Source organism: Bacillus nakamurai (assembly GCF_001584325.1).
Classification (GTDB): domain Bacteria; phylum Bacillota; class Bacilli; order Bacillales; family Bacillaceae; genus Bacillus; species Bacillus nakamurai.
On record NZ_LSAZ01000008.1, the window covers coordinates 1 to 14,074 of the forward strand.

General features: G+C 48.1%; 9 protein-coding genes and 2 pseudogenes. 9 read left to right on the forward strand and 2 right to left on the reverse strand.

The window, feature by feature from the left end:
- The coding region (locus AXI59_RS05005) for a YitT family protein (protein ID WP_061527563.1) at nucleotides 1–732 on the forward strand (732 nt) is incomplete at its 5' end.
- A gap of 36 nt (nucleotides 733–768) precedes the next feature.
- Here AXI59_RS05005 and AXI59_RS05010 read toward each other — a convergent pair.
- Nucleotides 769–2,228: pseudogene (locus AXI59_RS05010) on the reverse strand (aldehyde dehydrogenase family protein).
- A 162-nt stretch (nucleotides 2,229–2,390) separates the two neighbouring features.
- Here AXI59_RS05010 and AXI59_RS05015 point away from each other — a divergent pair.
- The 3 genes from AXI59_RS05015 to AXI59_RS05025 all read left to right on the forward strand — a co-directional run bounded on the left by AXI59_RS05015 (nucleotide 2,391) and on the right by AXI59_RS05025 (nucleotide 5,449).
- A complete protein-coding gene (locus AXI59_RS05015; protein ID WP_061527564.1) occupies nucleotides 2,391–3,284 on the forward strand; it encodes a PucR family transcriptional regulator in 894 nt (297 codons plus the stop codon).
- A 117-nt stretch (nucleotides 3,285–3,401) separates the two neighbouring features.
- The gene (locus AXI59_RS05020) at nucleotides 3,402–4,502 is read left to right on the forward strand and encodes an ABC transporter ATP-binding protein (protein WP_061523275.1); all 1,101 of its coding nucleotides are present in this window, start codon (nucleotides 3,402–3,404) and stop codon (nucleotides 4,500–4,502) included.
- A 104-nt stretch (nucleotides 4,503–4,606) separates the two neighbouring features.
- Nucleotides 4,607–5,449 (forward strand): polysaccharide deacetylase family protein, encoded by an 843-nt coding sequence (locus tag AXI59_RS05025; RefSeq protein ID WP_061527565.1) that lies wholly within the window; start codon nucleotides 4,607–4,609, stop codon nucleotides 5,447–5,449.
- Nucleotides 5,450–5,482: 33 nt separating this feature from the next.
- On the opposite strand, the gene cimH is transcribed toward AXI59_RS05025, so the two are convergent.
- A complete protein-coding gene (gene cimH, locus AXI59_RS05030) occupies nucleotides 5,483–6,826 on the reverse strand; it encodes a citrate/malate transporter CimH (protein ID WP_061527566.1) in 1,344 nt (447 codons plus the stop codon).
- A gap of 500 nt (nucleotides 6,827–7,326) precedes the next feature.
- Between cimH and AXI59_RS05035 the strand changes: the two genes are divergently transcribed.
- The 5 genes and pseudogenes from AXI59_RS05035 (at nucleotide 7,327) to AXI59_RS05055 (ending at nucleotide 14,074) form a co-directional block, all read left to right on the forward strand.
- Nucleotides 7,327–8,733: a cytochrome ubiquinol oxidase subunit I gene (locus AXI59_RS05035; RefSeq protein ID WP_061527567.1), complete on the forward strand. Its 1,407-nt coding sequence runs from the start codon at nucleotides 7,327–7,329 to the stop codon at nucleotides 8,731–8,733.
- Complete coding sequence (gene cydB, locus AXI59_RS05040; protein ID WP_061527568.1) at nucleotides 8,717–9,733, forward strand: cytochrome d ubiquinol oxidase subunit II; 1,017 nt, start codon at nucleotides 8,717–8,719, stop codon at nucleotides 9,731–9,733. Before AXI59_RS05035 ends, cydB begins: the two co-directional genes overlap by 17 nt.
- Nucleotides 9,733–11,436 carry a thiol reductant ABC exporter subunit CydD gene (gene cydD / locus AXI59_RS05045; protein WP_061527569.1) on the forward strand — a complete coding sequence of 568 codons (1,704 nt, stop codon included), beginning with the start codon at nucleotides 9,733–9,735 and terminating at the stop codon, nucleotides 11,434–11,436. Before cydB ends, cydD begins: the two co-directional genes overlap by 1 nt.
- Nucleotides 11,433–13,163 (forward strand): thiol reductant ABC exporter subunit CydC, encoded by a 1,731-nt coding sequence (gene cydC / locus AXI59_RS05050; RefSeq protein WP_061527570.1) that lies wholly within the window; start codon nucleotides 11,433–11,435, stop codon nucleotides 13,161–13,163. Before cydD ends, cydC begins: the two co-directional genes overlap by 4 nt.
- A gap of 99 nt (nucleotides 13,164–13,262) precedes the next feature.
- Nucleotides 13,263–14,074 (forward strand): annotated as a pseudogene (locus tag AXI59_RS05055) (NAD(P)H-hydrate dehydratase).

Below are 14,074 nucleotides of genomic sequence, written 5' to 3' on the forward strand. Positions count from 1 at the left end.
GTAACGGGGCTTACCTTGATCTTATACTATGTGTTTGAATGGTCGCCCGGGGTTACCAATATTATTTTGAACGGGATTTTGCTTTTGATCGGATATAAATTTTTAGACGGGAAAACGACGCTGTATACGATTATTGCCGTTGTCGCCAATTCGCTTTTCCTGCATTTGACTCACGGATGGCACACGCCGTCAAATGAACTGATTATTAATACGATTTTCGCGGGTGTGTTTGCCGGAATCGGGATCGGAATGATCATTCGTGTCGGCGGTACGACTGCCGGATCGGCCATTTTGGCGAGAATTGCGAACAAATATCTGGATTGGAACGTCAGCTACGCGCTGTTGTTCTTTGATTTGATTGTGGTCTTCAGTTCTTATTTCATCATCGGTGCGGAGAAAATGATGTTTACGATTGTCATGCTGTACATCGGCACAAAGGTGATGGACTTTATCATCGAGGGTCTGAATACGAAAAAAGCGGTGACGATTATATCTGAGCATAAACATGAAATCGCTGAACAGGTCAATACGCTTATGGACAGAGGTGTTACGCTGTTATCGGGTAAAGGGAATTACACGGGGCAATCGAAAGAAATTTTATATATCGTCATTCAGAAGCAGGAGCTGTCCATGCTGAAGAAAATTATTAAAAGCTGTGATACGAAGGCGTTTGTTATCGTACATGATGTGCGTGATGTGTTTGGTGAAGGATTCGTCGATATTTCAAAATAAAAACATCCCTCTGCCGGCGCGGAGGGATGTTTTTTATTAAAACGGATAGCTGCGGTATTGCTTCTGTATGGAAACCCATTTGGTAACCGTAAATTCTTCTACGACCCATGGATTCCCGAAACGCCCGACGCCGCTGGCTTTGTTTCCGCCGAAGGCAATATTCGGGGAGTCATTGACGGATTGATCGTTGACATGTGTCATGCCGCTGTCGATTTGAAGTGCGAATTGCTCGCCTTTTTCTAAATCGGACGTAAAGACGGCGGAGCTCAATCCGTATTCTGTATCGTTCGCCATGTCGATGGCTTCCTGGTCTGTGGATGCTTTCATGATCACGGCAATCGGCGCGAACAATTCAGTTTGGGCGAGCTTGCTGTTATTGTCCGCACCTGCGAACACAAACGGCGTCAGCACGTTGCCGACCCGTTTTCCTTCAACGATAAGCTCGATTCCGTCCTGCTTCGCCTGTTCAATCACGTCAAGCGCCTTTTCCAGCTGCCGTTCGTTAATGAGCGGGCCGATCACGGTTTTTGGATCGGTTTGGTCGCCGTATGGAAGCTGTTTGACACGTTCGGCGAATTTTCTCACAAACTCGTCGTACAGATCCTGATGTACGATAATCCTGTTAATGATCATGCAGTTTGGCCCTGATGGATGAACTTCTCGAAAATGGCGGCGTCGACGGCGCGGTCTGTATCCGCATCAGAGAGGACGGCAAATGGGTTGTTTCCGCCAAGCTCAAGAGCCATGCGTTTGAAATTGCGCCCTGCGATTTCTCCGATATGGCGCCCCACGGCGGTTGATCCTGTAAAGCTGATGAGACGAGGAATCGGATGAGTCAGCATGCCGTCTTTGATTTCTTCTATATCAGCAAAAATGACGTTTAGCACTCCGGCAGGCAATCCGGCGTACTCAAACGCTTTGGCAATGACGGAGCCGCCGGACAGCGCCGTTTGGACATCCGGCTTATGAACAACGCTGTTTCCGAGTGCTATGGCAGGCGCGATCGTTCTCATCGACAGGTTCAGCGGAAAATTAAATGGTGAGATTGACGAAATGACTCCGAGCGGAAGCCGGTATATATGATTGATTTTGCCTTCGATATCTGAAGGTACTTCTCTGATTGAGCCGAGCTCTCCTGTATATGTAATGGCCTCTGCTAAAATTGCGATGGCGGCATCCAGCTCAATATTCGCTTTGATGATCGTTCCGCCCGTTTCCCGGGAAATAGTCAGGATGATGTCCTCGCGGTTCCTTTCCAGATATTCTTTAGCTTTCGTCAAAACTGCCTTTCTGTCCTCTGCTGAGCTTTTTGCCCATTCTTTTTGGGCTTTTGCCGCAATGTCAAAGGCATCCTCAAGCTGCTTCGCTGATGCCAGCGAAAGCGTTGCGATCACTGATCGGTCAAAGGGATTGACTGTATCTATGGTTTTTCCTGTTTCACCTTCAGTCCATGCTCCGTTGATAAAGCTTTTGTTTCCGTCCTGAAATTGATCCATTACTCATACCCCCTCATGGCGAATCAAGCTTAGATTTCCTTAAAAGAAAATACTTATACGGTTTGAGTTATATATAAGAAGTATCATGCCCGCTTCCGAGTGGATACAATCTGCCGGACGTTTTATACTGGCATTATGATAGATCACTAGAGAGGGGCGCTTATGAATCCGTTATTGGTAATTTACCCGAGGGCTGTGTTGTCTGAAACGTTTTGCGCGGCGGAAGATGTTTTTTGTTTCTATGATGAGAAAAGCCGGGTCTATGTCTCAATCCCGAAGGAGGATATGACCCGAAAGGAGAGGCAGCTGCTGGAATCTTTTTTGATACCTGCGGAAGAAAAAGGCGCTTTTTTTCCTCAGACGGCGGAAGAAAAGGGGTGGCTCCGTTTTCTGCAGTCGGACGGTCTGATGCCTGACGTCAAGGAAAAGCGTGTGCGTTTTGTCCACTTTCACTTATTGGGGGAACGGGACTGGGCTTCTTTTAAGGAAGCGGTGCGGCATTTCTGGCCGATTTCTTATACGGTTGTCCGAACGGGTGCAGATCAAGGCGTGATTGTGGAGGAAGAGAAGCTGGAGGCGGCAGGTAAGGATGATTTCGAGTCATTTGTGAAGATTCTTGAAGGAGATTTCTATTTCAGTGTCCGTTTTTTCTTAGGGAGATATTATGAGGCTGAGGAATGTTTGCGCCATCATTATCGAAGAGAGCGCCGCTATTTTGATATCGGAAAGAGGCATATGCCGCAGCTGAGCACGCTGACAGCGGAAGCGGTGTTCCCGGCGATGCTGACAGAAGAAAGCAAGGAAAAGCTGGCATCACTGCTGCAGGAGGAGGCTGCTTTATTATTTCAAAAAGAACCGGAGCTGAAGCACACCATTCAAACTTTTATTGAACATAACTCAAATATGTCACTCACATCAAAGAAACTGCATTTGCACCGCAACAGTCTTCAATATCGGATTGATAAATTTGCCGAGCGTTCGGGCATCGATATCAAAACATATCGCGGCGCGTTATTAGCGTATTTTATATGCCTGCAATATGAAAAATCACATTAAATGGGAAAAGTGCACAAAGAAAGAGAGCCTATTTTATGAATGTTGCCTATACCCGCAGCCTGCAAACGCTGATACAATCCTATGTAAGAAAGCGTTTACATAAGAGGGGGAAATCAAATGGCGGAACTTCGGATGGAGCATATTTATAAGTATTACGATCAAAAGGAAGCGGCTGTGGATGATTTTAATCTTCATATTAAAGATAAAGAGTTTATCGTGTTTGTCGGGCCGTCGGGATGCGGAAAGTCGACAACCTTGCGTATGGTTGCCGGATTGGAAGAAATCACGAAAGGCGACTTTTATATCGGCGAAAAGAGAGTCAATGACATCGCTCCGAAGGACCGGGATATCGCCATGGTGTTCCAAAACTACGCTTTGTATCCGCATATGACCGTCTATGATAATATCGCGTTTGGGCTGAAGCTTAGAAAGATGCCTAAGCCGGAGATTAAAAAACGGGTTGAGGAAGCTGCGAAAATGCTGGGGCTTGAGGAATATTTGCACCGCAAACCGAAGGCGCTTTCCGGCGGCCAGCGGCAGCGGGTCGCATTAGGGCGGGCGATTGTCAGGGACGCCAAAGTATTTTTAATGGATGAGCCGCTGTCGAATCTGGATGCGAAGCTTCGGGTGCAGATGAGAGCGGAGATCATTAAGCTGCACCAAAGACTGCAGACCACAACGATATACGTGACGCATGACCAAACGGAGGCACTGACGATGGCGACACGCATCGTTGTGATGAAGGACGGAAAAATTCAGCAGATCGGCACCCCGAAAGAGGTCTATGAAAACCCGGAAAACGTATTTGTGGGCGGTTTCATCGGCTCGCCCGCGATGAACTTTTTTAAAGGAAGGCTGACAGACGGCGCCATTCATCTCGGATCTGCCGCTCTCAGTGTGCCGGAGGGGAAAATGAAAATGCTCCGGGAAAAGGGGTATGCCGGAAAAGAGGTCATCTTCGGCATCCGCCCCGAAGACATACATGACGAACTGATTGTGGTAGAATCCTATAAGAACTCTTCTATTAAAGCGAAAATCAATGTGGCTGAACTGCTCGGATCAGAAATTATGGTCTATTCACAGATCGGGGATCAAGACTTTATCGCCCGAATCGATGCCCGCCATCATATCCATGCCGGTGAGGAGCTGACCGTTGCATTCGATATGAATAAAGCCCACTTTTTTGACGGTGACACAGAAATCAGAATCCGCTCATAAAGCTGAAAGCCGGACCGCTGGGGAGGTCCGGCTTTTTTTCATTAACATTCTTGTCATACATATCCGATATAAAGAGTAAAAAATAGACAGAAAGCAGGAAAACAATGAAACGCATGACCTTAAGTATGTGCCTTTTGGCCGTTGTGTTTACGCTTGCCGCTTGCTCCGGCCATGAGGCAAATGCCGAGCAGAGTGTTCCGAAAGCCGCAGCGCCAAAAGAAAAAACTCCCGCGGGCCAGCCAAAGAAAAAGGAGCCGGATACGTCCGCGTGGGTCAAAACGAAAGGAGCGGCAAAGCTGCCGATTTTGATGTATCACAGTATTTCCAAAGGAAACAGCCTCCGTGTGCCGAAGGAGGAATTCCGTGACCAGATGAAGTGGCTTCACGATAACGGCTATTATACGATGACCCCGGAAGAGGCGTATCTGATGCTGACGGAGGATAAGCAGCCGAGTGAAAAATGTGTATTGATCACGTTTGATGACGGCTATACCGATAATTATAAGGAAGCGTATCCTATTTTAAAGAAATACAATATGAAAGCGACAATATTTATGATCGGAACATTAATCGGACATAAACATCATCTGACAGAGGAGCAAATGAAGGAGATGGTGAAAAACGGCATATCCATTCAAAGCCATACGATGAATCATCTCGAATTGAACGGACTGACGCCAAAGCGGCAGCACAGCGAGATGGAGGATTCAAAGCAGCTGTTTGACCATATGTTCCGGCAGCATACAGCTATGATCAGCTATCCCGTCGGGCGGTATAACGCCGAAACATTGAAGGCGGCAGCCGGAACGGGCTACCGTATGGCGGTCACGACAGAGCCGGGCGCGGCATCAAGAGAGCAGGGATTATACGCCCTCCACCGTGTACGTGTGTCGCCGGGAATGTCGGGTGAGGCGTTTGGCGCCTATATAAAAAATGTGATGAATTAACAATGCCTCCGCGTTTAGCGGAGGCTGTTTTGTTTAATAGAATTGATGAAGCAGCAATAGCGTGACACTCACTGTGATCGCTCCGCCGATTCTCGTCGATACTTGGGCAAAGGGCATAAGCTCAAGCCGTTCAGCTGCGCTCAAAATGGCGACGTCTCCGGTGCCGCCTTGGCCGGAATGGCATGCGTTAATGATCGCCGTTTCAATCGGATACAGATTAAGCCATTTTCCGGTGAAAAAACCGACGGCCATCATCGTAACGACGATCGATAAAATGGTAATGATGTTGCTGATGTTAAAAGCCGCAATCAGCTTATCCCACGGTGTCATTGATACCCCGATCGCAAATAAGAGCGGGTAGGTGACGGCTGTGGAGAAAAATCGTGATACGCCGAAGGCCCCGTTTTCAAGAGAGGCGGGAGCCAGCCTGAACAGTTTGATAAGCACGGCAAGGACGAGCATCACGACAGGTGCCGGGAGCTGAAAGAAATCATGGGCCAGCATGCCGACCAAATATAACGAAACCGCTAAAATCCCCCCTGAAGCAAAAAGGGACAAATTGAAATCCTGGTCATTTTGAGGCTGTTCAAGTGACAGAGCGGAGTGATCGGATTTATCAACCTTCCCATTGCCCGTCCATTCCGGCTTTCTTTTTCCGATGACATTGAGCGACCCCGATAAAATAATGGCACACAGGCTTCCGAGCATGATGGACGGCAGCACAAGCGCAAATGCATCTCCCTGAGACATCGGCATAATATCGGAATATCCGATCGATAAAGGAATCGCGCCTTCTCCGACGCCTCCCGCCATAATCGGCACGACAATATAAAGCAGCGTGTACTGGAAGCCGAGCCCGAGCAGAGTGCCTACGCATAAGCCGACAATCGCCGCGGCTATAGAACCCGCAATAAGCGGAATAAAAATCTTTGCGAAAGCCTTAATTAACGTTTCTCTCTTCATCCCGAGAATACTGCCGACGACAATACCGGCAATAAACAAATAGAGAAAGTTGGAGTTGTTTGTGAATTCTGTTGTCGATTTTACAATGTCTTTCGGAAGCAGGTGGTAGTAGACGACAGCGGACGGAATAAAGGTTGCGAGGATCGCAGGGCCGCCGATGGAACGCACGATCGGAATGGATTTTCCGATTTGGGCAAAGGTGAAGCCGAAGAAGCCCATGACGGCAATCGCCGTCAGCATGTCGCTTTTTACATCGTGGCTCATGACAAACACAGTAATTAATATGAATAGCAGGACATATATAGGAAGCGGTATAATGCCGATTCTTATATTCATTGCTTTAGCGAACCAGTTTTCAGTCTGTTCCTCTTTTTGGATTGAATTCGTTTCCAAATTTGTTTGAAGTTCTCCCATGCTTTTTCCCCCAGTCGTTATGTAATAAAAATAATTCCTATTTAAGTATACTAAAAAATTTAAATTGTTTATATATTATGAATTTACTAGAGAGAGTGTTTTTTTATATCGATGTACGGTTCCAAAATGGCTGTGCGGTGCGGTTTGTAAGCGGAAAAAGCATTTTGTTCGCAACGCGAAAAAAAAAGATGTACGATATGAAAGGGACAAATGTCCTAGGTGTTGACATAAAACATATACAAATTGGACAATAATCGGTCACAAATTCAGCCTTTTTTTAGGTATATTGATCTTTTTTTTTAGGCTGAATCGTTGTAAAGTAATGATATTGAATCATTTAAAAGACAGCCATTCACCCTAGGTCATTTTGGCTGATTACACATTACTTTTTGACAAATTTGTGAAACGTTGAACAAATAGATCCCTTTTTGTGAAATACCGAGCATACTTTTTGTCTTATTTGTGAAATGTTGAGCAATTACCAGATTGGAGGAAACATCATGAGTGAGTTGGTTTTAGCCCGCATTCAATTTGCATCAACAACATTGTTCCATTTCTTGTTCGTGCCTATGTCTATCGGGCTTGTATTTATGGTTGCTTTGATGGAGACGCTTTACGTTGTGAAAAAGCAAGAGACCTATCTCAAAATGGCTAAATTTTGGGGCCATCTCTTTTTAATCAATTTCGCTGTCGGCGTCGTCACAGGGATACTTCAGGAATTTCAGTTCGGTTTGAACTGGTCTGATTATTCCCGATTTGTCGGAGACGTGTTTGGGGCTCCGCTTGCGATTGAGGCGCTTTTGGCGTTTTTTATGGAGTCTATTTTTATCGGATTATGGATTTTCGGCTGGGATCGTTTATCTAAAAAAGTCCATTTGCTTTGCATTTGGCTTGTATCCTTCGGAACGATTATGTCATCTTTCTGGATTTTGACAGCGAACTCCTTCATGCAGGAGCCGGTCGGCTTTACGATTAAAAACGGCCGTGCGGAAATGAATGATTTCGGGGCGCTGCTTACAAACCCTCAGCTGTGGGTTGAATTCCCTCACGTCATTTTCGGCGCGCTTGCGACAGGCGCTTTCTTTATCGCCGGCGTCAGCGCATTTAAGTTATTGAAGAAAAAAGAAGTGCCTTTCTTTCATAAATCATTCAAGCTTTCTATGGTTGTCGGTTTGATTGCCGGTATCGGCGTCGCCTTCAGCGGACATATGCAGGCTGAGCACTTAATGGAGTCACAGCCGATGAAAATGGCTGCCAGTGAAGCGCTTTGGGATGACAGCGGTGATCCTGCTGCATGGACGGCTTTTGCCAAAATCGACACGAATAAAGAAAAAAACACATCTGAAATTTCAATTCCTTACGCATTGAGCTACTTGGCTTACCAGAAGTTCAGCGGCAGTGTGAAAGGGATGAAAACACTTCAAAAAGAATACGAAAAAATGTATGGAAAAGGGGATTATATCCCGCCTGTTAAAACAACGTTCTGGAGTTTCCGCATTATGGCGGGAGCAGGCGGACTTATGATTTTTGCTGCCATTATCGGCTTTTTCCTGAACCGCCGCAAAAAACTCCACACGAGCAAGTGGTATTTACGCGGTATGGTCGCGCTGATTGCGTTTCCGTTTATTGCGAACTCAGCAGGCTGGATTATGACTGAAATCGGCCGCCAGCCATGGACGGTCATGGGACAAATGACGACCGCACAATCCGTTTCGCCTAACGTAACGACGGGATCTCTGCTGTTTTCCATTATCGGCTTCGGCGTCATGTACTTGATTCTCGGCACGCTGCTTGTCTTCCTTTTCGTTCGTGAAATTAAAAAAGGTGCGGACCATGATGATCACAAGGATGTTCCTGTATCAACAGATCCGTTCAGTCAGGAGGTCTACCATGGCGTCACTTCATGATCTTTGGTTTATACTCGTTGCTTTATTGTTTGTCGGATTTTTCTTTTTAGAAGGGTTTGATTTCGGTGTCGGCATTTCGACCCGATTTCTTGGCCATAATGAATTAGAACGCAGAGTGCTGATCAACACGATCGGCCCGTTCTGGGATGCGAATGAAGTATGGCTCTTGACGGGTACGGGAGCGATTTTCGCGGCATTCCCGAACTGGTACGCGACGATGCTGAGCGGGTATTACATTCCGTTTATCATTATTCTTCTTGCTTTAATGGGCAGGGGGGTTGCCTTTGAATTCCGCGGAAAAGTGGATAACCTGAAATGGGTCAAAGCATGGGACTGGGTCATTTTCTTCGGAAGTCTCATCCCGCCGTTTGTGTTTGGCGTTATTTTCACAAGCTTATTCCGCGGCATGCCGATTGACGGAAACATGAATATCCATGCCGGATTCTCTGATTTTATTAACGGATATTCCGTTCTTGGCGGTGTAACCGTCACACTTCTTGCTTTCCTGCATGGTTTAATGTTTGTCACACTGCGCACGATCGGCGATTTGCAGGATCGGGCGAGAAGAATGGCAAAACGGGTGATCGGCGTTATTTTTCTTTTTGTGCTCGCGTTCTTTGCGATGTCTGCATACGATACAGATATGTTTACACGCCGGGCAAACATCACGATCCCTGTGTTCGTGCTGATTGTCATCTGCAACTTGCTTGCCGTTCTGTTTATGAGCAAGAAAAAGGACGGCTGGGCATTCGGTATGACCGGTGCGGGACTTGCGTTAACAGTCGCAATGATTTTCATCTCATTGTTCCCGCGCGTCATGGTCAGCTCGCTTAAAAGCGCGTACGACTTAACAGTAGCTAATGCGTCTTCCGGTGATTATTCGCTTAAGGTCATGACAATTGCTGCATTAACTCTTTTGCCGTTTGTCATCGGCAGTCAGATCTGGAGCTATTATGTATTCCGGAAGCGCGTCAGCCATAAGGAGCCTATGACTTATTAATGGGAAAAGACCTGTTTCTTTATAAAGGAATGAAGCGGATTCTCACAATCATTACAGGATTAACGATGATTCAGACAGCCGCCATCATCATGCAGGCGGAATGGCTGAGCCAGGCGGTAACCGGACTGTTTAACGGGAAGCGGATTGCTTCTCTTTATCCGGTTATTGGTTTTTTCCTGCTTGCGTTTTTGGTCAGGCACGCTGTCACAATGGTTCGCCAAAAAATCGTTTATCAGTATGCCGCGCAAACCGGAGCTGATCTCAGAAAAAGATTTCTTGAGCAGTTGTTTCGCCTCGGCCCCCGCTTTGCGAGAAAAGAGGGGACCGGGCAGATGGTGACGCTGGCGATGGAGGGCATCAGCCAGTTCCGCCGCTATCTTGAGCTCTTTCTTCCGAAAATGGTCAGCATGGCGATTGTGCCGGCCGCCGTTGTTATTTTTGTGTTTTTTCAGGATAAAACATCGGCTTTGATTCTGGTTCTCGCGCTCCCGATTTTGATTGTTTTTATGATCCTTCTCGGACTTGTCGCACAGAAAAAAGCCGATCGGCAATGGAAGTCTTATCAGACGCTTTCGAATCATTTCGTCGATTCGCTTCGCGGGTTGGAGACATTACGGTTTTTAGGACTAAGTAAATCACACAGCAAAAATATTTTTCATGTCAGCGAGAGATACCGCAAGGCGACAATGAGCACGCTCCGGGTAGCGTTTTTGTCTTCATTCGCCCTCGATTTCTTTACGATGCTGTCGGTGGCGACAGTGGCGGTGTTCCTTGGCTTGCGGCTGATTGACGGACACATTCTTCTCGGGCCCGCCCTCACCGCTCTGATTCTCGCGCCTGAATATTTTCTCCCGGTGCGTGAGGTGGGGAACGATTACCATGCCACGTTAAACGGGCAGGAGGCGGGGAAGACTATTCAAGCGATATTGGAGCAGCCCGGCTTTAAAGAAGAAAAACCGCTCCAGCTTGACACATGGTCTGACAAAGACGAACTGGAGCTTGCACATCTGTCCGTCCGGGAAACGATGTCTGAATTTAATCTGTCCTTTAAAGGGAAGAAAAAAATCGGGATTATCGGTGAAAGCGGCGCGGGAAAATCCACTCTCATTGATGTGCTGGGCGGCTTTTTAGAGCCTGAATCCGGTGAGATCAAGGTAAACGGAGTATCCCGCTCCCATTTGCAGACGGACGGCTGGCAGAAGCAGCTTCTGTATATTCCGCAGCATCCGTATATTTTTGATGATACGTTAATGAATAATATTCGGTTTTATCATCCGGAGGCATCCCGCGAGGAAACGGCCCGGGCTGCAGCTTCGGCTGGTCTTTCTGAGCTGATCAATGATCTGCCTGAAGGCCTTGACGGCCGAATCGGAGAAGGCGGACGGGCGCTCAGCGGAGGGCAGGCTCAGCGTGTCGCGCTGGCACGGGCCTTTTTAGGGAACCGTCCGATTCTCCTTTTGGATGAGCCGACCGCTCACCTTGATATTGAAACAGAATATGAAATAAAAGAAACAATGAATCTTTTGTTTGAGGATAAGCTCGTTTTTCTCGCTACTCACCGTCTTCACTGGATGCTTGAGATGGACGAAATGATCGTGCTTGATCACGGCGCGGTGGCGGAAATCGGCACCCACGATGAATTGATAGCGAAACAGGGCGTGTACGCCAAACTTGTAAAGGCCCAATTGGGGGAAAGAACATGATGAAAGAACAATGGATTCTGCCGTATATAAAGCAAAATGCCCGTTTGTTTGTTCTTGTTGTTTTTTTGGGTGCGGTTACCATCTTTTCGGCGGCCTTTCTCATGTTCACTTCCGGTTATTTGATATCAAAGTCGGCAACAAGGCCTGAGAATATCCTGCTTGTGTACGTTCCGATCGTCGCCGTGCGCACTTTCGGAATTGCGCGTTCCGTATCCCGGTACGCCGAGCGCCTGACAGGGCATCACATCATTCTGAAAATCGTGTCTGACATGCGGGTCCGGCTTTACAATATGCTGGAGCCGGCTTCATTAATGCTGACCTCCCGTTTTCGGACGGGTGACATGCTCGGCATTTTGGCTGAGGATATTGAGCATTTGCAGGATGCGTTTTTAAAAACGATTTTCCCGGCCGTATCCGCCTTGCTGCTGTATGTGGCGGCTATTATCGGGCTTGGCTGTTTCTCTTGGCCGTTTGCTGCCATCGCGGCGATTTACCTGTTTGTTTTGGTTGTATTGTTTCCGATTGTGTCACTTCTTGTGACGAGAGCGAAAAATATGAGGCTGAAAAGCGGCCGCAACTCGCTTTACAGCCGGCTGACAGACGCCGTGTTAGGCGTAAGCGACTGGATGTTTTCAGGGCGCCAGGCAACCTTTATTGCTTCTTATGAAGAAAAGGAAAAGGCATGGTTTGAGCTGGAAAGCAAACGGCAGCAGTTTACGAGGTGGCGTGATCTGGCGGCGCAATGTCTTGTCGGCGGCTTCATTTTGATGATGCTGGTCTGGACAGCGGGCCAGTATGCAGACGGCAAGATGGCCAACACGATGATCGCGGCATTTGTTCTTGTTGTATTTCCGTTGACGGAAGCTTTTTTGCCCCTTTCTGATGCGCTGACAGAAGTGCCTTCTTATCAGGATTCGATCAGCAGAATGAGCAAGGCGGCTCCGGAGCTGAAGGGGCCGGAGATTGAACAGACAAAGGAGAAGCTGGATGTTTCCGATGTTACGCTGCGGTTTGATGACGTGACATTTTCTTATGATGAACACAGCCATGTGCTGAACCGATTTTCTTTCACCCTCCGGCAAGGCGAAAAAATGGCGCTGCTCGGCAGGAGCGGTTCAGGAAAGTCCACGTCACTCGCTTTGATTGAAGGCGCCTTAATTCCCGATTCAGGCAAGGTGACGTTAAATGGTCTGGAAACTGCCGCCGTACAGGAGCAGCTTTCCTCAGCGGTGGCCGTCTTGAATCAAAAGCCACATCTGTTTAATACGAGCATTATGAACAATATCCGGCTTGGGAACGGAAAGGCCAGTGACGAAGATGTAAGGCGCGCGGCACGGCAAGTGAAGCTGCACGATTATATTGAATCGCTGCCTGAAGGCTATGACACGTCCGTGCAGGAGACGGGGATTCGTTTTTCCGGCGGGGAGCGTCAGCGGATCGCCCTTGCCCGCATCCTTCTTCAAGATACGCCGATCATTATTCTCGATGAGCCGACGGTCGGCCTTGATGCGGTAACGGAACGGGAACTGCTCGATACGATCTTTGACGTGTTTAAAGAAAAAACGATCTTATGGATTACACACCATTTAGCCGGTGTGGAAACCGCTGATAAAATCGTCTTTTTAGAAAACGGAAAAACAGAAATGGAAGGAACTCATGAAGAATTGCTTGCAGGAAATGAACGGTACCGCAAGCTTTACCATCTTGATGTTCCGGTCAGAATGTAAGCAGCCGCAATGAAGCGGCTGTTTTTTTGTGTTGACCGTACTGTTTAAAACTCTGCTGTATTTGGAATATAAATAGAAGACAGAAGAGGAGGTATATGGATGAAGATTCTTGATTGGACTGAAAAGGATGTAAAAGATACATTGCCAAAACGGGACGCTGCCAGCCATAAAGGAATGTTCGGGACGGCGCTATTACTGGCGGGGAGCGACGACATGCCGGGCTGGGGGCGATGCGGAGCGGGGTCGGCAAGCTTGTCATTGGAACATCGGCCGGCGTCATCCCGCTCATCGTTCCGGTTTTGCCTGAGGCGACGTATTGGCGTGACGGCTGGGAAAAAGCTGCGGCTGGGCAGCCCGAAGAAACATATCGGGCCGCTGCTATCGGGCCGGGCCTCCCCCAAACAGAAGAGGTGCAGCGGGCGGCGGATCACCTGCTGCAAGGCGATTGCCCTGTTGTCCTTGACGCGGGCGCCATTACGAAGCGGTCGTATCCGGCAAGAAAAGCTCCGACGATCCTGACGCCGCATCCCGGTGAATTCTCAAGAATGACGGGCATTCCGATCAAAGAGCTGCAGCAGCACAGAGCTGAATACGCCGCGGAATGGTCGAAACGGCTCAATGTGACGATAGTGCTGAAAGGAAATGAAACCATCATTGCCTTTCCCGACGGGGAGTGCCGAAGAAACACAACCGGAAACGGCGCGCTTGCAAAAGGCGGGACCGGAGACACGCTGACGGGAATGATCCTCGGCATGCTCTGCTGCCACAAGGAACCGAAGCACGCCGTGTTAAACGCTGTCCGCCTCCACGGCGCCTGCGCGGAGCTGTGGACGGAGGAGCACTCCGCCCATACCTTATTGGCACACGAGCTTTCAGAGCTGCTGCCGAGGGTGTGGAAGCAGTATGAATAA

Bases quoted from the DNA above. Each gene is read 5' to 3' on its own strand.
- AXI59_RS05020 (WP_061523275.1), top strand. From the start codon at position 3,402: ATGGCGGAACTTCGGATGGAGCATATTTATAAGTATTACGATCAAAAG.
- cimH (WP_061527566.1), bottom strand. From the start codon at position 6,826: ATGGGAGAACTTCAAACAAATTTGGAAACGAATTCAATCCAAAAAGAG.
- cydB (WP_061527568.1), top strand. From the start codon at position 8,717: ATGGCGTCACTTCATGATCTTTGGTTTATACTCGTTGCTTTATTGTTT.
- cydC (WP_061527570.1), top strand. From the start codon at position 11,433: ATGATGAAAGAACAATGGATTCTGCCGTATATAAAGCAAAATGCCCGT.
- cydD (WP_061527569.1), top strand. From the start codon at position 9,733: ATGGGAAAAGACCTGTTTCTTTATAAAGGAATGAAGCGGATTCTCACA.
- AXI59_RS05035 (WP_061527567.1), top strand. From the start codon at position 7,327: ATGAGTGAGTTGGTTTTAGCCCGCATTCAATTTGCATCAACAACATTG.
- AXI59_RS05025 (WP_061527565.1), top strand. From the start codon at position 4,607: ATGAAACGCATGACCTTAAGTATGTGCCTTTTGGCCGTTGTGTTTACG.
- AXI59_RS05015 (WP_061527564.1), top strand. From the start codon at position 2,391: ATGAATCCGTTATTGGTAATTTACCCGAGGGCTGTGTTGTCTGAAACG.